Genomic DNA, 21,468 nt, shown 5'->3' on the forward strand with positions numbered 1-21,468 from the left:
ACTTTGCAGATTGCACGATCGAGGTATGGCACATGGCCTTGAGTGTCGCAAGGCCACTAATCGGCCTGTTTCGGATGAATCGTGGGATGGCGACGGAAGGCATTTCACACAACGAATTGGCACTTTTCCGCCGGACGGCTGGAATCCGGACCACCAAGCTCATGCAGACAGTTTGAGGATTTCCCGCGATCGGCTAGAAGTTAAGGAAGGGGCGGCCTGACAGAAAAGTCCCGGGGTGAGCCGTCACTACCCCTGCGGCCTGCCAGGAATTGAAAGAAGGAAGTCGAAACTGGTTATGGATGCAATGGGACTGTTGCCGACCCGGCGTACGACGCGTCTGCTCAAGCTGGTCTGGCCGTTCATGGTCGTGGTCCTGCTACAGACGCTGATCGGCAGCGGCAGCTTCTTTATTCTCTCCGGGGTGCGCGCCTATGTGGGCGGCGAGAGCCTCTGGTCCAAAGGCCAGAAGGACGCCATCCACTACCTGCAACTCTATGGTCAGAGCCGTGATTCGGCGGATTACGAGCGCTACCGCACCGCCATTGCGATTCCCCAGGGCGACCGGACCTTCCGCGCCGCCCTCGATCTCAGCCAACCCGACCTGGAACTGGCCCGCGCTGGCGCCCTGCAGGGTGGCATCCATCCCGACGACGTCGGTGCGCTGATCTGGCTGTACCGCTATTTCCACGAGTACAGCTACTTCGACCAGGCCGTGAAGATGTGGATCATCGGCGACGCCTACCTCGACCAGCTGGAGCAGCTGTCCGACGAGATGAGCGCGAAGATCCGTGCCAATGACGTCCGTCCCGGCGACCTGAGCTACTGGAACAGCCGCATCCAGGCCATCAACGACGGCGTCACGCCGGCCGCCATGGCTTTCTCCGCCGCACTGGGGCAGGGCTCGCGGATGATCATGTGGGTGCTGCTGGTGGTCAACGGTCTGACCGGACTGGCGCTGATCCTCCTGGCGGTCTGGCGCACGCGCAAGCTGCTGCACCAGCAGCGCGCCTTCGAAAGTGCCCTGGACACCGAGAGGGAACGTGCGCAGACCACCCTGGCGGCCATCGGCGACGGCGTGGTGACGCTCGACCAACATGAGTGCATTGCCTACTTCAACCCGGCGGCGGAACGTCTGATCGGCTGGGACAACTCCATGGCTGTCGGCCTGCCGCTGCGTTCACTGCTGCGGGTGCTCGACGAGAACTCGCAGGTGGAGGGCCTGCCGCTGGTGGGGCAGATCCTGCGCGCAGAGGTGGATGGCGGCAGCGAGACCAGCAAGCTGATCCAGCGCCTGGATGGCACCAGCGTGGCCGTAACCCTGGTGGCGACCCCGATTCACGCCGATGGCCGTGTGATCGGCGTGGTGCTGGTGCTGCACGACATGACCCGCGAGCGCCAGTACATGGCCAGCCTGTCGTGGCAGGCAACTCACGACGCACTGACCGGCCTGACCAACCGCCGCGAGTTCGAGTTCCGCCTGAAGCAGGCTCTGGAAAGCTCGGCGGACTCCCACGACCAGCACTCGCTGATGTACCTGGACCTGGACCAGTTCAAGCTGGTCAACGACACCTGCGGCCACGCCGCCGGCGACGAACTGCTGCGCCAGGTCTGCTCCGTGCTGCAGCAGTGCCTGCGCGACGGCGACACCCTGGCGCGCCTGGGCGGTGACGAGTTCGGCATCCTCCTGGAACACTGCCCGCCGGACATGGCGGTGCAGATCGCCGAACGCATCCGCCTGACCGTGCAGGCGCTGCACTTCATGTGGGAGGGCCGCGGCTTCAACATCACCGTGAGCATCGGCGTGGTGCACATCTCCGCCATGCTGGTGTCGGTGGAGGAAGCGCTGCGCTGTGCCGACATGGCCTGCTACATGGCCAAGGAAAAAGGCCGTAACCGCGCCCAGGTGTTCCGTCCGGACGATACCGAGCTGTCCAACCGCGTTGGCGAGATGGCCTGGGTACAGCGCATACGCCTTGGGCTGGAGGAGGAGCGCTTCTGTCTCTATGCCCAGCCGATCTTCCCCGTCGACGAGCGCGTGATGGAGGGCGCCCACGTCGAATTGCTGCTGCGCCTGAACGACGAGTGCGGCCGGTTGGTGGCGCCGATCAACTTCATCCCCGCCGCCGAGCGCTACGGGCTGATGCCGGACATCGACCGCTGGGTGGTCGAGAACGCCTTCCGGACCCTGGCCGAGCGCAACGCCGAGGGCGGTTACGAACCTATCCATACCTGCGCCATCAACCTTTCCGGCGCTACCATCGGTGACGAGACCTTCCTCGACTTCCTCCGCGACGTGCAGCCGCGCTACGGCATCGAGCCCGCCAGCGTGTGCTTCGAGATCACCGAGACCAGCGCCATCGCCAACCTGGTCAACGCCACGCGCTTCATCCAGGAGCTCAAAGCCCTGGGCTACCGCTTCTCGCTGGACGACTTCTGCGCCGGGATGTCGTCCTTCGTCTACCTCAAGCACCTGCCGGTGGATTACCTGAAGATCGACGGCAGCTTCATCAAGGACATGCTCGAAGACCCCATCGACCGCGCCATGGTCCAGGTGATCAACCAGATCGGCCACGTGATGGGCAAGCGCACGGTGGCGGAGTTCGTCGAGACCCAGGAGATCCTCGAAGTGCTGCGGGAAATCGGTATCGACTACGCCCAGGGATACGGGCTGGCTCGGCCGCAACCCTTCAACCGGAGCTTCCTGCGTGAGACGCATGTCGCAGCTGTAGCATCCGACACAACCTCCGGACGGTGACGTGCAGCCAGGAGAGGACTAACCTGAGGCCTGAATTACCGGTGCTTGCATGGATCGACCAGCAACGGAGCCTTGGATGAACGACACCTTTGTTCGCAGTGGGCCGCTCAAGGAGCTTTCCAGCTATCCGCACTGGGCCCAGCGCCTGGTGCAGGAATGCGAAGCCAGCCGTTTATCGGTGGTCGAGCATCCCCTCTACGCCCGCATGCGCGACGGCCAGCTGAGCCGGCAGACCATGCGCGCCTTCCTGGTCGGTGGCTGGCAGGTGGTGGAGCAATTCCCCCTGTACATGTCCCACAACCTGCTCAAGACCCGATTCGGTCGCAGCCCCGGCGAAGACATGGCGCGGCGCTGGCTGATGCGCAACATCCGCGTCGAGCTCAACCACGCCGATTATTGGGTGCGCTGGGCCGAGGCCTACGGCGTGACCCTGGCCGAACTCAAGGCCCAGCTGGTACCCGCCGAACTCCATGCCCTCGGCCACTGGTGCTGGCACAGCTGCGCCACCGAGGAGCTGGCGCTGGCCATGGCCGCCACCAACTACGCCATTGAAGGCGCGACCGGTGACTGGTCGGCGCTGGTCTGTTCCACCGATGCCTACGAACGCACCCTGCCGGCCGGCAGCCGCAAGGACGCCATGCGCTGGCTGAAGATGCACGCCCGCTACGACGACGATCATCCCTGGGAAGCCCTGGAGATCATCTGCACCCTCTGCGGCCCGCAGCTCGCCATGCCGCGCTGTCTGGCGCTGCGCGAGGCGATCTGCAAGAGCTATGGCTACATGCGCCTGTTCCTCGACCAGTGCCTGGCGCTGGAGCAGGTGCAGGGCAATGTGCGGCGGGGGCCGATGCAGATAGCCGGCTGAGAGGCAAACCTCCCAGCCGTGTCCGGACTCAGGGCACGAGAATGATCTTCTCGCTGCTGCCCTCGTTGACCTCGTGATAACGCTGCACACCCTCGCTCAGTGGCACTTCGCGCAGGCCGGTGGGCAGCGGCAGCCTGCCGTCGTCGAACCACTGGCCGAACTGGCGCAGCATCGCGGCGCAGGCCACCGTGTCGTACAGCAGCGAATTCACCCCGACCACCGAACCGCCACGGCGATACAGCACCAGGGCTGGAAGCTGCACGTGGCCGTCCACCGGCGCGGCGATGATGGCGATGCGGCCGAAGGTAGCCAGGGCGGAGACCGCTGCCGGCAGCCAGAAGCCGGTGGTGTCGAAGATCACCTCGGCGCCGCCGGGGAAGTGTTCTTCCACCTGCGCCGCCAGGGTGTCCGCCGAGCCCAGCAGGATGCTCGGCACGCTCTGGGCTTGCAGTTCCACCTGCGATTCGGCGCGACGCACCGCGCCCAGCACCTGGGCGCCGCGGGCCTTGGCCAGGGAAATGGCCGCCGCGCCGACAGCGCCGGAACCGATCACCAGCAGGCGGGTACCGGCGCCGACCTGGCTGCGCTCCAGCGCGTCCCAGGCGGTGGTGAAGGGCACGCCGCAGCTGGCGGCCTGGGCGAAGCTCATGTGCTCGGGCATCAGCGCCACCCCGCCGACCGGCACGCTCATCAGCTGGGCGTGGCTGCCGTTGCGGCTGAAGCCCAGCCCCCGGCCGGTGCCCCAGACGGATTTGCCCAGCAGCTCGGCCGGCCCTTTCACCACGGTGCCGGCGAAGTCACGGCCGGGCACGCGGGGCAGGGTGGTGTAGGGGAAGCGGCCGAGGACGTTCTTCACATCGCTGGGGTTCAGGCCGGCGGCGTGGATTTCCACCAGCACTTCATTGGTGGCGGGCACCGGGTCGGCGATCTCGGTGAAGCTCAGGGCGGCGAGGTCGCCGGTGCGGTCGAATTGCAGGGCTTTCATGGCACGGGTCCTTGGCAATCAGGGGGAGATGGGATCAGGGGAACCAGCGGGTCAACAGCGGCAGGGCGTTCTCGCCGATCTGCATGCCCAGCAGGCCGACCAGCGCCACCAGCGGCGGCGCCGGTGAACGGAAGTCGAGGAAGTGGTAGGCGAGGCCGACGCAGATGCCGATGGCCAGGGATATCAGGTAGTTCATCTTGTACTCCGCGGGTGTTTCCGGCGGCTGGCGGGAATGGGGCCAGTCTAGGAGCCGCGCCGAAGCGCCGCCGGTCATTGGCTTCGGAATATCGGACAGATGTGGGTGGGGAGTATTGGATGGGCGTGTCGGCAGCGCCCATTGCAGGAGCGGGCCATGCCCGCGATCCGCCGGCCGGGCCGGCGCTTTCTCTTGCTCTGGTGTTGCAGGTCTGCTGCGTTGGATTGGGTGTTTCTGCGCCGCTTCGGCGTACGCCCGGGCATCTTGTTTCGCCCCCTCGGGCGACCTTCTTTGGCAAACGCCCCAAAGAAGGCAAAGGTCTTGCCCCGGACATCCGGTTTTTCGCTTAGGCGAAAAATTCCCTCGTTGAAACGAAGTTTCAGGGGCCCGCGTTGACGGGCCATCCCTGGCCCGACAACGCTCTCGCGACATCCATGTCGCTCAACCCCTGAAACTCCGCTTCAACGAGGCCTCCTGAACGGGGCCGTTCGGAGTGCGCGGGTATCTCTCTGGAAGACTTTCGAGCCAGAGCCAGAGCCAGAGCCAGATGTAAGCGCGCGCCGGTTTTGGCACTGCCTTGCGCGTTACTTGGCACCGCTGCTGGGTGCCCGCTCGCGCGTTCCTTCGCGCGAACTTTGGCACCCGCGCCGACCTAGAACGTCAGTAGCCCCGAGTAGTTGCTGACCCGCACGATGGGGTTGTCGTAGTGCTCGATCTCGATGATGTAGCAGTCGATAGGCGACGCGGGCAGGTCCAGCTGGAAGACGCCCTCCACCAGCTCGCCCGACGTCCCTGCCGGCAGGTCGAAGTAAATGCCAGAGCGCCATGCGGGTATCAGCAGCCGCACGGAGCTGTCAGCCGGCCATAGCTCGATCACCTGGCGCGAGTGCGGGAAGCGCTTGGACGCGCCGTCAGTGCTACCGAACCCCGCGATATTGAGCGTCAGATCGCCGCTATCCGGGGGAATCCAATACCAGTAGCCGTTCCTGCGGTTGACCTCGAGCGTCATGCTCTGGTCTTCCTGGATGATCACCGACCGGAACTCTTCAAAATTGGCCAGCGTCTGCGCTGTGACGTTGCAACGGCAGCGGGTGCCTGCTGGCCAGGTTCTGGCCGCCGTTCCCTCCAGCTCACGCTGGAGCGGCGCTAACGGCCGATCACTACGCCGATAGGAAACGATCTCACAGGGGCTGCCCGTCTCGTCTGACAGGGTAAGGACGATCCAGTCGTCATCGCTGGGCATCGCCTGCGCCATCTGGTCGAGCACGTCCTGGGCAAGCGGAAGCGCCTGGAACTCTTCCTCGTCCAATTCAGCGGTGAGCGGGTAATCGAAATTGTTGATCCAGACCTGCATGGGGTCGCCTCCTTAAATCCAGGTGCCGCGAGCGCGGTTGCTCTCGCTCCAGTCGAGGTCGACATGGAGCGCGTAGGTGATGGGGTGATAGCTGGCCGTCATTCGGGTGCGGTCTACCGGGTCTGTCCCTGACCGGGGGTTGGTCCAGCGCCCGCCGCTGGTGGCAACCAGGTGCAGCGACTTGGCGAACTCAGGGAGAGCTGTAGCGGCGCCGTCCTCGTACCGCTCATAGCGCAGCCCGGCGACGTGGTTGCAGAGGCGGAAGGCCGTGCAGTCCACCCTCAGGTAGTCGTCCAGGTTCAGCACGTTTGACGACTCGATGCGCATCACTGGGAGCTGATCAAGGCCAACGGTGGCCCAGGCACGGTCGTGGTCGGTGATGCTTTCCTGCACCTGGTCGTCGAGCTTCACCGTCAGGGTGCGTGCCCAGTGGGTGCCGATTGGGATGCCATTTGCAGGGTCCGGCCCGCCGATCATGTATTGGGCGGTTGCGCCAACGGGGCTAAACACCAGGGACGTCCGGCTGTTCAGCCACTCTTGCGACATACCGAGGTCGACCGTGTAGCTGTAGCTGGCGCTTGCCGGCACGGTGAACTCGTACAGCGACAGCTCAACGCCGTCGCGCTTCAGCCGGACGCGCTCGTTGTAGGTGCCGGAGCCGGCCAGGGTAATGTTCACCGACATTGCGCCGCTTCTCTCACCCGGCACGGCAGAGCCGGTGACGAGCTTGTACTGCCCCTGCGCCTGGAGGTCGGGCTGTTCATAGGTGAAATGCGAATCCATTTCCCAATCCACCGAGGTGCGGACTACCTGGTCCAGCTCGTTGAACGTCACCGCGACCAGTCGATTCCGCATGTAGGAGTACCCGGTGTGGGCTCCGATGGAGAAATAGCTGTTCGTGGTGCTGTAGCCGTACTGCCAGCCCGGCTCGCCAACCCTGAGCACCGCGAAGCCAGTGGTCTGGTAGGTCGCCTCGCCGTGCAGGAGCTGGCCGTTGGCGTCGCGCTCTTCGACCAGCACGGTGCCTTGGAACTTGGGGGTGATCCGGTAGGACTGGATGGTGCTCGACAGCTCGTGGTCAATGTCCCCAAGCGCCTCGGCGCGCGTACAGAGCACGCTCAGGCTTACGGCGAAGTTGGGCCCGTTGCCGATCAGGTCGAGCCGCAGCCAGCCATAAGGGAGGTCGCGCACGTCGGCCGGGACCGTCTTGGTCGGCATCAAGGCGATCAGAACCGAGCGCCCGTGACTGGCGATGCTGGCAATTCGCATAGCCAGCATCGCGCCGTTGGGAGCGCTGATGCCTGGCGGATCGGCCTGACCGATGTCGGCCAGCGTGCCGGCCACGGTGATGGGCGCCACGGGCTCGGCTTCGAAGCGTCCGAACGGCCGCACGTTGAGCTGAAGGGTCAGAGGGCCACCAGCCGCCGTGGAGCCGTAGCGCAGGCTGGGCGTTCCAGCGGGCTGGATCAGCCAGCGGCCGCCGTCCGGGGCGATGCATACCCAGCCCTTGAGCTGGGCTCCGGCCAGCGCCTGGGCCGCTCCCGAGAGCAGCGCGTAGTTCTGCCAGAAGCGCCCCTGCTGGGCCTCGGCCACCGCTTCTTCCTCGGTGATATCCACGGCTGCGATACCCGGCACTTTGACCAGGTGGGTGTTGCCCTGGTCCTCCACCGGGATGCCGACAGTGGCGTCTACCAACGAGAGAGCCACGGGGCCAGGTAGCTGGAACTCTGCGCCCCCGGCCTGGTACTTCGCCGAGGCGCCGCCGATCAGCGCGAGGCCGTGGATGGCGTGGCCCCAGCGCGTCAGCTTGTTCAGGTCGAGAAACCTCAGGTCGTTCATGCGGGAGACGCCGGGGGCTGGGCGTACACGAATCGAACTGGCGTCTCGTTGCCGTCCACCATCTTCACTTCCCGGATGGGGTTCACGGTGAACGACCACAGGCCGTCCGTGGACTTGTACGTCACGGCGGTGTTGTAGAACGTGCGGTCCTCATAGGCCGGCTCAGTGAGCGGGGATGCGATGCTGCCGGTGCCCGTAGCTGCCGGCTCCTGGTAGTCAGACCGACCGCGTTTGTCGGCCAGGGCGCCCCTGGTCGCCACGGCGGGCAGCCTTTTCGGGGCGGGGTTGCCGCCCACCAGCGCCGCCAGATCGGCGACAAGCTTGGCTCCTGAATCGTTGCTCATGATCAAAGCTCCAGAAGGTCGTTAGGGATGCCGATGCGGATAACCAGGCCGACGTCGACCTTTCGCTCATCGCGCAGCTCGGCGGGGATTTCCGGCGCCGTCACGGTGAAGCGGCGCGGGAACTCTTGGAGGCTGGGGTTGATGTCGTCGTCGCGGTCGTCGTAGTTGCCCGCGAAGCCGTCCAGCTCGTCGTTGTACAGCGGGCTCTCGTTGCGCATGCCCAACTGGCTGGCCAGCGCGGCCTGAGTGAATTCGGACTCCGGCACATCCACTTCCGGCGCATCCGGGGGCAGCAGCGCGTCAGACTCGCCGCCGCCACGCATCAGGGCGATAGACAGCGAGGTAATCGCGGTGCCGGCGTCGAAGTCGTAGGAATCGACAATGCGGCGCACCTTGCCGGCCGCGCGCACCTGGTCGCCCAGCTCCAGGGTATGCACCAGGTCGCAGCCAATACCCATGGGGGTGGGGACTTGCCAGGTAACGGTGGTGCCACGGTGGGCGCCGACGACAGCCACTGCCGCGCGGCTCAGGCTCACCGCGAAAACCTCATCGCGGCGCCCAATGTCGTGCAGGTCGGTCGCGCCGTGCTCCCCGCTGTCGAACTCATCGCTCTCCCAGTTCTCGGCGCGGGCGTCCTCTATCTGGAGGGATGCACTCTGGCGGCTGATGATCTGGCCGCTGCTGTCGCCAAGCCCCTTGTCGGTGGCCAGCACAACGGCATAGCGCTCGGTGATGGTTTGCACCCACCGCCGCGCGCCGGTCCAGGTCGCGGAGAGCAGGAGGTCCGGGTGGACGTTGGTCCAGCCCTGGCCAGTACCGCAGGGGTCGCCGCTGCTCGGCGGCAGCCGGTTGTATTCGGCGCCGGCCAGGGTCTTCATTCCGGCGCTGGAGGTGGCCTGTTCCAGCATGTCCACGTCGGGCAAGTCCGTGCTCTGCGGTCGCCAATGGCAGAAGCCGCCGAGGCCTTCCAGGCCGCCCGTGCCGGGGTGTTCCCAGGAATAGAGGTCGTGGCGCTGCCACAGTCGGCTATAGCGATACTCCACATCGAGCGGAACCCGGTTGGTCGCGCTGTTGGCCTGAGCCAGCTCGACGTTGACGCTCTGATAGAGGGTGCTGCCGGGGGCGAACTTGTAGGCGGGTTGGCCCGCATACCAGGACGTGCGGCGCAGGTCGCCGTCGACGCCAATGTCCAGGGATGCGGGCTGCGTGCTGAGCCGCTCCCCGGCATAGTCCCATCGGCTTCGCCCGTCGACAGCTTCGAAGACGTCCGCCGACCAGGACCCGCCAACCAGTGCGTCGATGGCCTCAACTTCCATGGCCTCGACGCGCCATTGCAGGTTATCGCTGCAGGTGATCGTCATCACTCGATTCACCACGTCCCAGCTGGGCTCGATGGCAATGCCGGTGTACCGACGAGCCTGGACTGACTGGCCGCCAGTTTCGCTGATGAAGTCGATGAAGACTGGCGCGCCGCCCAGGTCGGCGGGCACCTCGGTCCCTGGTGGGTAATACAGCGTGAAGGTGGCCACTGCCGCCGCCCCCTCTTCGCGGTCAATCTCCAGGCGCCCGGTCAGGCGCGCTGCTACCTGCTGGCCGCCCATCAGTAGTGAGACGCCCCAGCGGTAGGCGAACCCTGCAGCGGGCATGCCGGGGCCTGGCGTCTCCGGTGGAAGGATGACAACGGGGCCCTCCGGTTCGGTGGGCGTCGTTGCGCCACCAGGCGTATTGAGCGGGGCCGCGTTGAGGGGGTAGCCGTTGAGCATCAGATTTCCTCTGCGGCCAACGACCAGTCGTGCAGCCCGGTCGCTTCGTCAAACTCGGAGGTGATGCCCGAGGTGAACACCACCAGGCGCGGCAGCCAGAAGACGCGGTAGGCGCTGGCGCCCGGCACTGCCTCCAGCTCGGCGGCATCGCCGGCCATCTGCACGGGGGTGTCCCGCCAGTTGCTGCCGATCAGCGCCCAGCCCCAAGGGGCGACGTCCGGCCGGCGCTGCTCCGCAGCCGGCAGGGAAAACAGGGGGCTTGTGCCAATCATCTCGCGAGGCGCTACGCACAGCAGCTCCAGCGGCTGGCTGTAGTCGAGCGCGTCCAGGCCGGGGCCGAGGTAGCCGGAGCCGCTGGCGGTGGTTGCCGTGCGGCTCCAGTTGGTCATCTTGATGCCGGTCCCGCCCGACAGCCGCAGCATCGAGCTGCCGCCGATGGGCTCGTATCGCTGGCGGATCGGGCCGACGCCCATGCGCTGGCGAATCGAAACGCCGCCCAGGACAAGAGGTGTTGGCTCATGCATTTCCATTGGTGTTCGTGCCTCCGAGCTTGATGCGCGCTTTGCGCAGGTCTTCCTGGAAGCGCCGCGCCTCGTTCGGGGATGCTTCCATGGCGTAGCTGCCGCCCCACGGCATGGAGAGGTTGAGCGGCTGACGCTCGCCCGAGCGGTCCAGGGCCGGCAGGCTGGGGATGTGGGGCACTAGGTCGGCCCGCCCTGGCGGCAACGTGCCGGAGCGGTTCATGTGCTCCAGGGCAGACGCGCCCAACTGGCGAGCCGCTCGGGCCTGCAGCACGAACTCCCCACGGGAGGCATTCAGGCGAATGCTGTCGCTGGTGTTGCTGCCGGGGCCATCGATCCAGCCACCTGCCGCGCGGCTGACGCCCTGGTCCACGATGTTCCCGGCGTCCTTCTCGCTGCTGGCGACGTTGGGGTCCGCGCCGACGTAGTTGACCGGGATGGTCATGTACTTCTTCAGGCGCCCGGCCAGCTCCAGTGCCTGCTGCTCCAGGGCCTGGACGCTCTGCTCGTTGCCGGTGAACTCGATGTTCACCCGCTTCATGGCTTCGGCCTTGGCGAGGATTTCGTCCATGTCGGCCTTGATCGTTGCGAGCTTCGCCGCCTGGTCGCCCTCGATGTTGCCGGCTGCTTTGTTGGCGATGTTGCCCAGCTCGTCGGCCAGGCCGCCCAGGCCGTAGCCGTTCTCCCCGGCATCCTTCAGCTCGCGCAGAACCTTGGCCGCCTCGCGCGCCTGGCGCAGGGCGTCGTCATTCCGGCCGGCTTTCAGCGATTGGTTAGCCCTGGACTTCAGGTCGTAGACGTCGGACAGCGAGGACTGCCCCTGCGGCGCAGCGCGCACGTCCTTGGACAAGTCGGCAAATTCTTTTGCCACCGTCTCGCGTTGTTTCTTCGCCGCCTCCAGGGCCTTGTTGGCGGTCTCATAGGCGCGCAGCTGACTGGCCAGGGCGATCTTGAGCTTGCCCAGGTTGTCCGCCCTGATCTTGTCCATGTTGTCGTTGTGGCGCTTCTCGGCCGCTTCTTGCTCTTCCGCAGCGGCGGCCTGGTCAGCAGTGATCCGTTGCAACTCGCGGCGATATTCAAAGGCACGCTTTGCCGCTGCCAGAGCATCCGGGTCGACCTCGGCTGTGGGGCCATCGCGCTCAGCGGCACGTCGGCTCAGCAGCTCCGACTGTTTCTGATAGTGCTCGGTCGCAAGGCGCAGGCTTTCCGTATACGCCTTGCGCTCTTCGTCGTTCATGCGGGCCAGCGCCGCAGCCGGCTGGATCACCACGTCGGCGTACTCGGTCGTCTTGGTGATGGTATCGCTGAGCGCCTTCTCGTAATCCTGCTGGCTCTTGATCAGCTCCTGGTTCTGTTCGTACAGGTCGTACAGCTCCATCAGGTTGCCAGCGGTCCAGCCGACTACGACCAGGGCGAGCGCGCCCTTGGCCAAGCGGGCGACGTCGCCCAGATTGCGCAGCGTTGGAATCAGGCTGGTCGCGCTGGCAGCGATATTGTTTAGACCGCCGGTGGTCGCACTGGCGGCTGCCGGTGTTGCCTGGAGATGGCCGAGGAAGAGCTGGAAAGGGTTTCGCAGCGCACGGAGTGCACTACCTAGAGTTCCGGCACCTATTGCTGTTGCAGCAACGAGTGCAATCATTGTGCGTAGCGGTGCAGGAAGTGAGTTGAACCCATTGAGCAGACCACCTACGCCTTCAATCACAGGCAAGAACGCGGTTGCAGCCTCTCCGAGCTGGAGCTTGGTCTCGGCAAGTGCGGCATTGAAGCGGTCAAGGTCTGCCTGAGGGGTACTGGACATCTTGTCATAGGCGCTCTCCATGGCCCCGCCCGCAGTCCCCATGGCGGTCACTTCGTCGCGCATCGCCTTGATGTCCTGGGTCAAACTCAACACCGCAGTGCGCGCCTCAACGTCCGGGATCAGCTGACGCATGGCATCGAGGCCCAGCTTGCGGGAAGCGATGTCCTCCAGGGTCGCAGTGAGGCCCTTCCAGGTGATGCCCAGCTCGTCCATTTTCTTCTGGGCGTCAGGAGTAGGAGCGGCCAGTGCGTTGATGGCCCCTTTTAGGGCGGTGACAGCGGTAGGAGTACGTATGCCGGCGATGGTCATGCGAGCGATAGCTGCCGACACCTCGTCAAAGCCGACACCCGCCGCTTTGGCCGTGGGCAGTACGTCACCCAAAAACTGGGCCAGCTCCGGGAAGGTAGTCACACCGTCGCGCACGGCCAAGAACATCTGGTCGTAGCGGAGGCCAAGGTTTTCGATGCCCTCGCCGTAAGCGTTGACGACGGCCAGGCCGCCAGCTGCCGCCGTCTTCGTCTCCGTTAGACCGGCAATTGCGGCCTTAGTGGACAGAGCCAGTACCGACAAACCATTGTTCTCGGAGACACCGGACGACAGGATGTCATTGAGCGCGTCTGCGGATTGGGCAGCATCTCGCCCCATGTCCACGCTGAGCTGGCGGACGTCACGCGACATCGCCTGTAGCTCTGGCCTGGTCATGCTGGTGATGCTGTCGACCGCAGCCATCTGCTGGGCGAACTTGGCGTAGAAGGACAGCAAGGCGCCGCCGCCATAGATCAGCGCCCCTGTACTGGCTAGAGCAACACTGGCCTGCAGGTGTACCTGGCCGAGCGACTTGGCCCAGCCATTGGTGCCTTCAAGCAGCTCGGAGGTACGCTCACGCAGACGTACCTGGGCTTGAGCTAACTCGGCAGTGCTGGCGACGCCACTACGCTGCAGGAGCTGGTACTGCTGCTGCAGCTGGGCGACTTCGTTGCGGATCTCGCGGTGAGGCCGCACTCCCAGCGCTTCGCGGGCGCCGGTAATGCGGGCCTGCTGATCTGCGGCGCGGGCAGCTTGTGCCAAGTCTGCCGCCAGTCGCTTCTGTTCATTGCTCAGATAGTTGGTGTCGACACCTGCAGCTTTCAGCGTGGTGGAGAGCTGGGAGAGCTCGGACCTTTGAGTCGCAATAGCCTGCTCAAGCGATTTCGCGTCGGCGGTGGCTGCCCGGTAGGCCATCTGCTGGGCTTTGGTGGGGCGCTCTGCACTGATCAACTCGTTGGAGAGGTCGCGCACCTTGTCGCGGACGGCGTTGAGTTGCTTGTCGTTCTCGACTAGGCTGGATTGCAGATCGCGCAGGGACGCGATTTGATTGAGCGGGCGGCGCAGTTGGTCAACTAGCGCTCCGTACCCAGCTCGGAAGTTTTGGATTTCGGTGCGCCCTTGGCGAGCGTCCACCGTCAAAGAGAGGCGAACGTCAGTCATGAAGCCTTACCACCTACTGATCCTGTTATTCATCGTCGTCGGTCTGATAGCGCCCAAAGTTGTTGCCGGTGCGGCCGTGGCAATGCTCGTGGTGGGCGTGTTCCTCTGGCTGATCGCCGCTGCTCTGGGTTTCCCTGGCTGGCGCTCAAAGAACCGCCCCTAGCGCTATTAAGAATCCGCTCCAAGGCATCCCCTCTCCAGTGGAAGCGGTTCAGCAGAAAGCAGAAGCCCCGCATTGCGCGGGGCTTCTTCGTTATGGGCTATTGCTCTTGCTTCGCTCGGCGGCTGCGATGGCTTCTTCCAAGGCGGACTGCCAGGTAGACCAGGGGTAATCCCACAGACCAGCGTGGCCGTGTCGGATCAGAGAGCTTGCGTTTCGTTCAAGCTGCCGGAGAGCCTCGCCAGGATCGCTCTTCCCCGCTCTTCCAGGCGTCCGCGCAGGGCGAAAAAATCCGGGTTCATGTCCCGGCACATTTCATATACCTGACGCAGTTGGCTCGGCGCCAGGTCGTCGACTACTTCCTTTTCCAGGTCGGTCATCAGCTGCAGCTCACGCAGGCCGATTTCCTCCAGGAGCGCATACTCGACGACATCACTGTCGCTCTCGTCCGCCATCTGTTTGAGCAGCTGGCGAATCTCGCCAACGGTCAGTTCACGCACTTCCACTTGGATATCACCCAGCGGAAGCTTTCGTTTCAGAGCCATGCTCATCTTCGGGAACTCCAGGAACCGGCCCCTTTCGGGGCCGGAAGGGTGGATGGCTTACAGCCAGTCGATGCGGTAGAACGGCGATTCATTTGCCGGACGGCTGGAGTCAGCCAGCACCTCGCCCTTGGTCAGCAGCTTGCCGGGGTTCTCGGCATCGATCAGCGACACCTCCTCGGCGGGCGGTGCCTTCCAGCGCCAGACGGTGACGATTACAGGGCGGCCGCTGTCCGCTTCGTTCAGCCCGTCGAAGACGAGCTTGTACTCGGCGCCGGCCTCGATGATGGGCTGGATGCGGGTGCCCTTGGTGCTGCTGTACGCAATGGTGGCCGGGGTTGCCTCGGTGATCTCGGTGCTGTCTTCCGGCACACGAACACCCGCAGCCGAGACCACAACCGCAGAGAGAGGAATTGGGGTGCTGCCGCTGGTCTTGGTCAGCACAACGTTGGTGGGGCCGGGAAACTCGGTCGGCGACAGCCCGCCCGGAGTCAGCACGATTTCTTCGCCGGTTACTGTTTCGACGGCCAGCTCTTCCAGCGAGCCCTGCAGGTAGAGCGCCTGGTTCTCCGGCGTCCACTCCTGGGCCTGCACGGACAGGTCCATGCCTTCCAGGATATCCAGCTTGGCCAGGTTACCGCCGCCGGGGCGGCGGTGTTGCTTCCAGGTCGTGGAGCTGGAACGGTTGGCGAACTTGAGCTGCTCAACGTCGCCCATGTCGCGCAGGATTGCATTGGCCAGGCCCAGGCGCTGGATGTAGACGATGCCGACGCCCTTGAATACTTGAGGTTGTGCCATGGCTTACTTCGCCTCCACTCGTTCGCCGACCTTGAAACGGTCGATGATCAGTTGTGCATCGCCCTCGGTCACGGTGATAACCGCGTCCTTCGGGTGCTTGATGCCGGCGTGACGGTGGCCGCCATCGGCGGTGATCTTCACCTTCACATCGGCCGGTCTGGGTTCGCCCGCCGAGGCGGGGCTCTTGTCGTTCCTCATGTGTCCTCCTATTGGACTCGCGGGTGTTGAAACTTCACAGGCCAGGCCAGGACCCAGGCGGCACAATTGCGGCCTTCCAGCGCGGCGTTGTAGAGGTTTGCTGCACGCACATCCTTGGCGTCGATGCTGTCCATCAGTTCCAGGTCGTGCTTGGTTCCAGGGAGGGCCGCCTGCAGGGGAGCCAGTACACGCAGCACGTTGCTGGCCCTGGTTCCTGCCTTGCCCTGGTCGCCGGCCAGGCCGACGACAACCACCAGGGCGGTGGCCACCAACTTCCCTTGGCCGGTCACGGTGAACTTGAGCCCCTCCAGGGCAACGCGGCAGGCCATGGTCCGCGTGGCGTAGCGCTCCAGCTCGGCGGCCACGAATCGACCTCCGTGCAGTTGCGTCTCGACCACCAGGCCGCTGGCTGAGAAAACGCTCTCAGCCCAAACCTTGATGCCATCCAGCACCTGGTCGGCTCGTAACTCACTCATCTGCCAGTTCCTCCAGGTAGTCCTCGATCAGGCCGATCACGTCTTCCAGGTCCACGCCCTCCAGGCCGAGGTATTCCCTTTGCGGAATACCGCGATCCTCGTCGCCGTACTGGTGAGTGGCGGCATAGACCAGGGGGCTGCCGACAAGAACGCTGTCGCCCATGGTCTGAAACGTCATGCTGTTCACCAGGTGGTTCTCGCCCTGGAGCAGGCTTTGCCCGCTGTGCCGCGTTTCGGCGTACTCAGCGGACCACTCCGGCCAGGCCTGGCCCGATGGGCTGGCCTTGTCCACGGCGATCCGGCGCTGGGTCTGGCTGACGACCTCGGCGCCAATTCCCTCCAGGAGCGGGAGAATGTCCAGCTCGGCCAGGCGGTCGATCCGCCGAGCAAGGCGCTGATCCTCCAGGAGGTTGACGCTGATCGACGCGCCGCTCACAGCAGCTTCCCGAATCGCTTGGGCTCGGCCTCGAAGTAGGCAAAGCCGCTGCTTTCCTGGTCAGGCGGTGTGGCCAAGCCCAGGGACGCCTTGCCCTCGGCGACCCGGCGCAGGTAGCCCACCGCGTCCTCGTAGCGCTTGCGCTTCTCGTCAGTGCTGCTGGCACCGTCCGACGACATCCGATACATGGCGATGTCGCAGCACGGCTGGATAAGGGTGGCCGGCTGCTCCGCCAGCGGTAGCCGGTGCAGCACGCCCACATAAGCGTCGATTTCGGCGCTGGCACCAGCCAGCGCCTCATCGACCACAACGTCATCAAGCACGCCGTCCTGGTCGTCATCAGCGACGACCAGGAGGGCATCCATGCCCCAGCGCTTGATCAGCTCTTCGCGGGTGGCGTAGGGCATGACCGTTACTCCTGACCGCCTTCGCTGCCTTCACCTTCCGCAGGTTTCGCGGAAGAGTTGGCATCGTCGACTGACTGCCCTTCCTGGGCAGCCTCAGTGCCTTCCTTGGCGGGTGCCTTGGCACCGCCCTTACCGCGCGCATTCGCCTTGGCGTTCCCTTTTTTGACGGGCACTTTCTGCGTCGCTTTCGCCGGAACCTTGGCCGGCTTCTGCGGTGCTGCTGCAGGAACGGTTGCCGGTGCAGGCTCAGACGAAGCACCAGCCGGGACTGCCCCAGGGCCACCAGACGGCTCTCGGTCGTCTTCCAGATCGCCATCCACCAAAGTGACGGTCAGCACCGGGTCGGCCTGGAGTCGCTCCAGCTCGGCCTCGGTGAATCGGTCGGCCGGGTGGTCGGTGGGCTGTCTGGGATGGGCGACGCCACAGCGCCGGTAGCCGTCCCGAGCGGACTTGATGCGCACGATCATGGCGATGCCCCCTTAGGCCAGCTCGTTGCATACGAACAGCTCGGCAGTGCCGGCCCATTCGTTGCCGCCGTTCTCGTCCTTGATCAGCAGTTTGCGGGCTGCAGCTTCCAGCTGCGGCGGCACTACCAGGAGGCCGGGGGTAATGTTCAGCGGGCGCCCGCCGTCAGCCTTGAACTGACCCATGGCTGCACGGGCTTTGCCGTAGAACTCACCGGTCAGCGGTTGCTGGCTGGCGTAGGCCATCTGCCAGAAGCCGAAACCAGCGTTGCAGCGGTAGCGGATGCCATGCACGAACTCGTCGTGATCGAAGACGTGCTCACTGTTTTCCGGGTTGGTCTTGCTGGTCAGCTCCGGCTTGGTGCGTTCTTGGAAGATGATCGGCTTGATCGCGCGGCTGACGTCCAGGAGATACCAGGTCGGCCCCGGATTCGCGCCGGGAATGTCGACGTTGCTGACCGAGGTCGCCACCCCGGTGCCGTCCACTTCCGGGTACACCGGGTGATCGGTGTCGAAGAAGTTCTGGCCGTCGTAGCAGGCCGAAGTCATGCCGGCCTTGAGCGCGGCGAAGACCAGGGCGTCGGGGTGATAGGCCGCAGCGCGTGCCATCTCGGTGAACATCGGCATATAGATGCCGGCCTGGTCATCCTCGACCGCAGTGCGCAGGATCGACACCGTGCTCTCGAAAAGCTTGTTGGCTACCTCGTAGCCTTCAGCCGTCATGGCCTTGACTACGCGAGCCCCCACCCATTCCTTGAGCATGGGGAACTGGCCAAGCCAGGCGTAGAGGTTCGAAGCGCTGACGCTGGGAACCAGGGTCGCAACTTGCTGCCACTTGGCCTTGGTCTGGTTGTCGCTGAGCGCCCGCTGGTACTCGGCGCGATAGCCCTTGAACAGTGCGGCCAATACGGCCGGCGTGACGGTAGTCGCCATGGTTACTTCACCCCCTTGGTGTTTTCGATGTACTGCTCATCGGTCCAGCCGAAGGCCTTGGCGGCCGCCTGCTCTTCCGCGTTGAGCGCCTTCTTCTCGCCCTGGTGCTCGCCATTGGGCGTGACGGGATCGGTGACAGACGGCGCGTTCTTCACGAACTCGCGGAAGCGCTCCAGGCCGCCTTCTTCCTGGCAGGCCGCCAGGTGGTAGGCCTTGGTTGCCGGGGTGATCTTCCCGATCTTGAGGGCACCCTCGATCTCGGCATTGATCGCGAGGGTCAGCTCATCCTTGTCGCGCTGTTTCAACTTCTGCTCAGCGTTAAGGGCGCGCTGTTCCAGGGTGTTGTAGTCCTGGCGCGGGACGTAGAGGGCCAGGGACGGAGCCTTCTCGCTGTTGGCTGCGGTCTGCAGGGCGACTTTCTTGTCTTCCAGCAGCTTGTTGATGGCTGCCACGGCTTCCTCGCCCGTGGCGGTTTCGGGCAAGCCAAGGGCCGCCAGGATGGCTGCAAGCGCCATATCGGATTCCTCCGGTTGTTGTGAAAGGAAAGCGGCCTGCTCGGAGTTGAGGGCCTTGGTGAGCAGGTTCGGCTTGTTGACCAGGGCGAAACTGCTGAAGCGGGCGATGCGCCCGGTGCGGTCGTCGAAGGCGAACACCGGGGAGATGTAGCGGTACTCACGCGACTCGATGGCGTTGCGTGCCTTCTGCGTCCACTCCACGCGTGCCTCTACCGCGCCGCGCTCGTTGACGCGGTACTCACGCGCCCAGCCGGAAGCCTCGGCTTCTTCGCCCTTGGGGGCTTTCAGCTCGGTGCCGTGGTTGTAGTCGAAAGGCAGATCAATGCCCTGGGTGTGGGCAACCGTCTCGGTGATGACCTGGTTCGCGTCGTAGGACCACTGACGGCCATCGCGGCCGCCAATGGTTGGACCAGGAGGAAGGACCTCGACCCACTCGGGCACGTCAGTACCCAGCTCGAAACAGAGCGCGGTGGCGAGGGTGGCTTTGAGTGGGGGCGTCGTTTTCATGTCGCCATGGTCGGCGACATGAAGGGGGGATTTTTAGAGGAAGGGGTTCAGCGGATTGTCTTAGCGACTTTCTCGCCTTTGCTCGTTACTAGGTAAAGAAACTCCAATGGCTTTTGGTTCACTCGATTGGAATCGAGAAGCAAAAGTCCCTTGTTGCAAAGCCCAAGTAACGCCTCCTCGGCTTCGCTTGCACTGACTTTGAAGTAGTGCCGCATCGAGTTTCCGCTATATCTGGTATTCGGATTGGCAGCGAAGTAGAGCAGAAGGTCATGCTCTAGCGGCTGTAGGTCTTGATTTGTCGATACCCTGCGAATGGCTGCCTCAACCTCAGGTGCCGTCACGGGGGCATCTGGTATCTGATTAGCGAGGTCGGCAATTACACTGGACAAATCAACGGGGTCGCTTCCAAGGGATGACTCGCCCTCTTTTGGTTTTTCGGCATTATTGGGGATCAGGGCATCGAGCAGAAGCTGCATCGCGGCATCTGTTTGCTGAGTCGTTGAAGGCGCAAGAGTGCCTCCGATCTTTACGCCATCGAATATAACTGGCTTCACAAGTAGCGATGGCCATTCAGCACGCTTATCCGTGGCACTTACCATTTCAGCTGCAAACTTTCGGCCTTCTTCACTGAGAGAGTAAAGGCGGCCGTGACCAATGACAGGAGTGTCCAAAAGCAAGCCTTGCCGGCACAAACCCTCCAGGATCAGAGCCGACTCATTGGAGGTAAGAGTGGTGTGTTCGCCTACCTGATTCGCACTGAATTGGGCTGTTGCCTCTGCCTGCCAGAAAAGACGAATCACCATCGACTGCTGCAGGTTTGGCTCGAAGACAGGTGGACTTGGGGGCGCGCGAAACTCCTCAAGCTGTCCGGTCAAGTCGCTTACTGTCAGCTCAAGCTCGCCTGCGTAGGCCTGTAGCTTGCCCTTTTCACTCAGGAGCCGAGCCTTAAAGCGGCGATAGATGAGTGGCTGCGCGATCAAGACCGCGATGAGAGCGGTAGAGGTCATGACTAGGCGAGAATTCGTTATCGGTGCCTGCGCCTGCCACCAGGCTAAAAAGCCAATACCTGACTCCGAAAGGGCCTGAAAAAGGCCATTTACTGTATCAAGGTTGAGATACAGCAAGACGACGCCGATGACGACCCCAACGAGAACCTGAGTGAAGAGCTTCCAACATCCTTTCAGAATTTTTACCAGCAACCCCATCGACTAACTCCATGCTCATTCGCGGCATAGAGATGCTATCTGTTTATGCGGAACAGCGTTAGACCGCCGTTAGATTTGCGCAGAACGCAGAAACCCCTCTCTCTGAGTACATCCGCCGCGCCTCACTCCTGATCGTCGCGCCTTCGCGATTTCTGAGGCCGTTTCGGTTTCACCAAGTCGGTGGACGTCTTCTCCTTCTCTTCCAGGAGCTGCTCGGCTTGCTTCAGCCGGGGCACTGCGCCTGGGTTGTAGGCCCAGCCAGGCTCGATCCCCTCGGGCACCTGGAGCACCTGGCCGGTGCGCTGGTTGATGAACTCCAGGAGCTTGCCGGTGGGAGCTTCGGTGATGTACTTGCCACTCGCCTGCAGGCGCTCGGCCTCATGGCGACTGACCTGACGCACCCAGCACTTGCAGCCCCAGCCGTTGGGCGGGAAGTGGGTCTGCCAGAACGGATCGTCTGCAGGCAGCAGGATGCCGGCCCAGCCCAGGTGCTCCGCTCGGTGGTGCCGGCTCGGGCCGAGCTGGTACAGGAGGAAGGGCTGAGTCTTCTTCGTGCGCTGGATGCGATCCCACTGGCCCGCCGCGTTGGCGGTGCGTAGGTTGGTGTCATAGATGACCCGGAGCCGGCGCGGACTCCCCAGCTGGACCTCGCGGGTCTGCCCGGTCAACGGATCGAGCATGTCGGCCTTGCCCCACCAGCCCTGCTTGACCAGGAGCGGCTGCAGCTCGCGGCGGAAGGTGTTGAAGTCCTGGCCGTCCAGGACCATCTCATCCACGGCGGCACGGATGGCCTCCAGGATATCCAGCTTCATGGCCTTGGCCACCGTGAAGATGGTGGCGTGTTCTTCCTGGAACACGTCGCGATGGTCAAAGCCGGGCTTAACGCCCTTGGCGCGCAGCCAATCTAGCGCTTCCTTTGGCACTGGAACTTGGGGTTGAT

Annotated in this window: 22 protein-coding genes; 3 read left to right on the forward strand and 19 right to left on the reverse strand. The window is 64.1% G+C overall.

Annotated elements, in window-relative coordinates:
- Positions 1 to 304 precede the first annotated feature (304 nt).
- Positions 305 to 2,755 (forward strand): EAL domain-containing protein, encoded by a 2,451-nt coding sequence (locus IB256_RS04005; protein ID WP_192401622.1) that lies wholly within the window; start codon positions 305 to 307, stop codon positions 2,753 to 2,755.
- A gap of 76 nt (positions 2,756 to 2,831) precedes the next feature.
- Positions 2,832 to 3,620 (forward strand): TenA family transcriptional regulator, encoded by a 789-nt coding sequence (locus IB256_RS04010; protein ID WP_192291093.1) that lies wholly within the window; start codon positions 2,832 to 2,834, stop codon positions 3,618 to 3,620.
- 28 nt (positions 3,621 to 3,648) lie between these two features.
- Here the strand turns inward: IB256_RS04010 and IB256_RS04015 are convergent, their stop codons facing one another.
- The 8 genes from IB256_RS04015 to IB256_RS04050 form a co-directional block, all read right to left on the reverse strand.
- Positions 3,649 to 4,605: a quinone oxidoreductase family protein gene (locus tag IB256_RS04015; protein WP_192401352.1), complete on the reverse strand. Its 957-nt coding sequence runs from the start codon at positions 4,603 to 4,605 to the stop codon at positions 3,649 to 3,651.
- A 34-nt stretch (positions 4,606 to 4,639) separates the two neighbouring features.
- Complete coding sequence (locus tag IB256_RS04020; protein WP_081519223.1) at positions 4,640 to 4,801, reverse strand: DUF1427 family protein; 162 nt, start codon at positions 4,799 to 4,801, stop codon at positions 4,640 to 4,642.
- Between the two features lie 652 nt (positions 4,802 to 5,453).
- Complete coding sequence (locus IB256_RS04025; protein ID WP_192401354.1) at positions 5,454 to 6,155, reverse strand: hypothetical protein; 702 nt, start codon at positions 6,153 to 6,155, stop codon at positions 5,454 to 5,456.
- Between the two features lie 12 nt (positions 6,156 to 6,167).
- Positions 6,168 to 7,994, reverse strand: a complete 1,827-nt coding sequence (locus tag IB256_RS04030; RefSeq protein WP_192401356.1) for a hypothetical protein — start codon at positions 7,992 to 7,994, stop codon at positions 6,168 to 6,170.
- Positions 7,991 to 8,338 carry a hypothetical protein gene (locus IB256_RS04035; protein WP_192401358.1) on the reverse strand — a complete coding sequence of 116 codons (348 nt, stop codon included), beginning with the start codon at positions 8,336 to 8,338 and terminating at the stop codon, positions 7,991 to 7,993. The genes IB256_RS04030 and IB256_RS04035 overlap by 4 nt, the downstream gene beginning before the upstream one ends.
- 2 nt (positions 8,339 to 8,340) lie before the next feature.
- Positions 8,341 to 9,984 (reverse strand): hypothetical protein, encoded by a 1,644-nt coding sequence (locus IB256_RS04040; protein ID WP_225601591.1) that lies wholly within the window; start codon positions 9,982 to 9,984, stop codon positions 8,341 to 8,343.
- A gap of 116 nt (positions 9,985 to 10,100) precedes the next feature.
- Positions 10,101 to 10,631 carry a hypothetical protein gene (locus IB256_RS04045; protein WP_192401362.1) on the reverse strand — a complete coding sequence of 177 codons (531 nt, stop codon included), beginning with the start codon at positions 10,629 to 10,631 and terminating at the stop codon, positions 10,101 to 10,103.
- Complete coding sequence (locus IB256_RS04050) at positions 10,618 to 13,887, reverse strand: phage tail tape measure protein (protein ID WP_192401364.1); 3,270 nt, start codon at positions 13,885 to 13,887, stop codon at positions 10,618 to 10,620. The genes IB256_RS04045 and IB256_RS04050 overlap by 14 nt, the downstream gene beginning before the upstream one ends.
- On the opposite strand from IB256_RS04050, the gene IB256_RS04055 reads away from it, so the two are divergent.
- A complete protein-coding gene (locus IB256_RS04055) occupies positions 13,886 to 14,050 on the forward strand; it encodes a hypothetical protein (protein WP_192401366.1) in 165 nt (54 codons plus the stop codon). The two genes, IB256_RS04050 and IB256_RS04055, sit on opposite strands and share 2 nt — an antisense overlap.
- 197 nt (positions 14,051 to 14,247) lie before the next feature.
- Here IB256_RS04055 and IB256_RS04060 read toward each other — a convergent pair whose 3' ends face one another.
- The 11 genes from IB256_RS04060 to IB256_RS04110 form a co-directional block, all read right to left on the reverse strand.
- Complete coding sequence (locus IB256_RS04060) at positions 14,248 to 14,598, reverse strand: hypothetical protein (RefSeq protein WP_192401368.1); 351 nt, start codon at positions 14,596 to 14,598, stop codon at positions 14,248 to 14,250.
- A 51-nt stretch (positions 14,599 to 14,649) separates the two neighbouring features.
- Positions 14,650 to 15,387, reverse strand: a complete 738-nt coding sequence (locus IB256_RS04065; protein WP_192401370.1) for a hypothetical protein — start codon at positions 15,385 to 15,387, stop codon at positions 14,650 to 14,652.
- A 3-nt stretch (positions 15,388 to 15,390) separates the two neighbouring features.
- A complete protein-coding gene (locus tag IB256_RS04070) occupies positions 15,391 to 15,585 on the reverse strand; it encodes a hypothetical protein (RefSeq protein ID WP_192401372.1) in 195 nt (64 codons plus the stop codon).
- Positions 15,586 to 15,593: 8 nt separating this feature from the next.
- The gene (locus IB256_RS04075) at positions 15,594 to 16,061 is read right to left on the reverse strand and encodes a hypothetical protein (protein ID WP_192401374.1); all 468 of its coding nucleotides are present in this window, start codon (positions 16,059 to 16,061) and stop codon (positions 15,594 to 15,596) included.
- Positions 16,054 to 16,497 carry a phage virion morphogenesis protein gene (locus IB256_RS04080; RefSeq protein WP_192401376.1) on the reverse strand — a complete coding sequence of 148 codons (444 nt, stop codon included), beginning with the start codon at positions 16,495 to 16,497 and terminating at the stop codon, positions 16,054 to 16,056. The genes IB256_RS04075 and IB256_RS04080 overlap by 8 nt, the downstream gene beginning before the upstream one ends.
- Positions 16,494 to 16,904 (reverse strand): gp436 family protein, encoded by a 411-nt coding sequence (locus IB256_RS04085; RefSeq protein ID WP_192401378.1) that lies wholly within the window; start codon positions 16,902 to 16,904, stop codon positions 16,494 to 16,496. Before IB256_RS04085 ends, IB256_RS04080 begins: the two co-directional genes overlap by 4 nt.
- Before the next feature lie 5 nt (positions 16,905 to 16,909).
- Positions 16,910 to 17,371 carry an HI1506-related protein gene (locus IB256_RS04090; protein WP_192401380.1) on the reverse strand — a complete coding sequence of 154 codons (462 nt, stop codon included), beginning with the start codon at positions 17,369 to 17,371 and terminating at the stop codon, positions 16,910 to 16,912.
- A 12-nt stretch (positions 17,372 to 17,383) separates the two neighbouring features.
- Positions 17,384 to 18,301: a Mu-like prophage major head subunit gpT family protein gene (locus IB256_RS04095; protein ID WP_192401382.1), complete on the reverse strand. Its 918-nt coding sequence runs from the start codon at positions 18,299 to 18,301 to the stop codon at positions 17,384 to 17,386.
- A gap of 2 nt (positions 18,302 to 18,303) precedes the next feature.
- Positions 18,304 to 19,323 carry a phage protease gene (locus tag IB256_RS04100; RefSeq protein WP_192401384.1) on the reverse strand — a complete coding sequence of 340 codons (1,020 nt, stop codon included), beginning with the start codon at positions 19,321 to 19,323 and terminating at the stop codon, positions 18,304 to 18,306.
- Between the two features lie 47 nt (positions 19,324 to 19,370).
- Entirely contained in the window at positions 19,371 to 20,528 is a 1,158-nt protein-coding gene (locus IB256_RS04105; RefSeq protein WP_192401386.1) for a hypothetical protein, read from the reverse strand.
- Between the two features lie 122 nt (positions 20,529 to 20,650).
- A complete protein-coding gene (locus tag IB256_RS04110; RefSeq protein WP_318653557.1) occupies positions 20,651 to 21,451 on the reverse strand; it encodes a phage minor head protein in 801 nt (266 codons plus the stop codon).
- Between the last annotated feature and the right edge of the window lie 17 nt (positions 21,452 to 21,468).

Origin of the sequence: Pseudomonas sp. PDM17, assembly GCF_014851985.1 — a bacterium.
Lineage (GTDB): Bacteria > Pseudomonadota > Gammaproteobacteria > Pseudomonadales > Pseudomonadaceae > Pseudomonas.

What these genes read in the sequence shown, in the direction of transcription:
- IB256_RS04005 (WP_192401622.1), top strand. Translation starts at nt 305, where the DNA reads ATGGGACTGTTGCCGACCCGGCGTACGACGCGTCTGCTCAAGCTGGTC.
- IB256_RS04010 (WP_192291093.1), top strand. Translation starts at nt 2,832, where the DNA reads ATGAACGACACCTTTGTTCGCAGTGGGCCGCTCAAGGAGCTTTCCAGC.
- IB256_RS04015 (WP_192401352.1), bottom strand. Translation starts at nt 4,605, where the DNA reads ATGAAAGCCCTGCAATTCGACCGCACCGGCGACCTCGCCGCCCTGAGC.
- IB256_RS04020 (WP_081519223.1), bottom strand. Translation starts at nt 4,801, where the DNA reads ATGAACTACCTGATATCCCTGGCCATCGGCATCTGCGTCGGCCTCGCC.
- IB256_RS04025 (WP_192401354.1), bottom strand. Translation starts at nt 6,155, where the DNA reads ATGCAGGTCTGGATCAACAATTTCGATTACCCGCTCACCGCTGAATTG.
- IB256_RS04030 (WP_192401356.1), bottom strand. Translation starts at nt 7,994, where the DNA reads ATGAACGACCTGAGGTTTCTCGACCTGAACAAGCTGACGCGCTGGGGC.
- IB256_RS04035 (WP_192401358.1), bottom strand. Translation starts at nt 8,338, where the DNA reads ATGAGCAACGATTCAGGAGCCAAGCTTGTCGCCGATCTGGCGGCGCTG.
- IB256_RS04040 (WP_225601591.1), bottom strand. Translation starts at nt 9,984, where the DNA reads ATGCCCGCTGCAGGGTTCGCCTACCGCTGGGGCGTCTCACTACTGATG.
- IB256_RS04045 (WP_192401362.1), bottom strand. Translation starts at nt 10,631, where the DNA reads ATGGAAATGCATGAGCCAACACCTCTTGTCCTGGGCGGCGTTTCGATT.
- IB256_RS04055 (WP_192401366.1), top strand. Translation starts at nt 13,886, where the DNA reads ATGAAGCCTTACCACCTACTGATCCTGTTATTCATCGTCGTCGGTCTG.
- IB256_RS04050 (WP_192401364.1), bottom strand. Translation starts at nt 13,887, where the DNA reads ATGACTGACGTTCGCCTCTCTTTGACGGTGGACGCTCGCCAAGGGCGC.
- IB256_RS04060 (WP_192401368.1), bottom strand. Translation starts at nt 14,598, where the DNA reads ATGAGCATGGCTCTGAAACGAAAGCTTCCGCTGGGTGATATCCAAGTG.
- IB256_RS04065 (WP_192401370.1), bottom strand. Translation starts at nt 15,387, where the DNA reads ATGGCACAACCTCAAGTATTCAAGGGCGTCGGCATCGTCTACATCCAG.
- IB256_RS04070 (WP_192401372.1), bottom strand. Translation starts at nt 15,585, where the DNA reads ATGAGGAACGACAAGAGCCCCGCCTCGGCGGGCGAACCCAGACCGGCC.
- IB256_RS04075 (WP_192401374.1), bottom strand. Translation starts at nt 16,061, where the DNA reads ATGAGTGAGTTACGAGCCGACCAGGTGCTGGATGGCATCAAGGTTTGG.
- IB256_RS04085 (WP_192401378.1), bottom strand. Translation starts at nt 16,904, where the DNA reads ATGCCCTACGCCACCCGCGAAGAGCTGATCAAGCGCTGGGGCATGGAT.
- IB256_RS04090 (WP_192401380.1), bottom strand. Translation starts at nt 17,371, where the DNA reads ATGATCGTGCGCATCAAGTCCGCTCGGGACGGCTACCGGCGCTGTGGC.
- IB256_RS04095 (WP_192401382.1), bottom strand. Translation starts at nt 18,301, where the DNA reads ATGGCGACTACCGTCACGCCGGCCGTATTGGCCGCACTGTTCAAGGGC.
- IB256_RS04100 (WP_192401384.1), bottom strand. Translation starts at nt 19,323, where the DNA reads ATGAAAACGACGCCCCCACTCAAAGCCACCCTCGCCACCGCGCTCTGT.
- IB256_RS04105 (WP_192401386.1), bottom strand. Translation starts at nt 20,528, where the DNA reads ATGGGGTTGCTGGTAAAAATTCTGAAAGGATGTTGGAAGCTCTTCACT.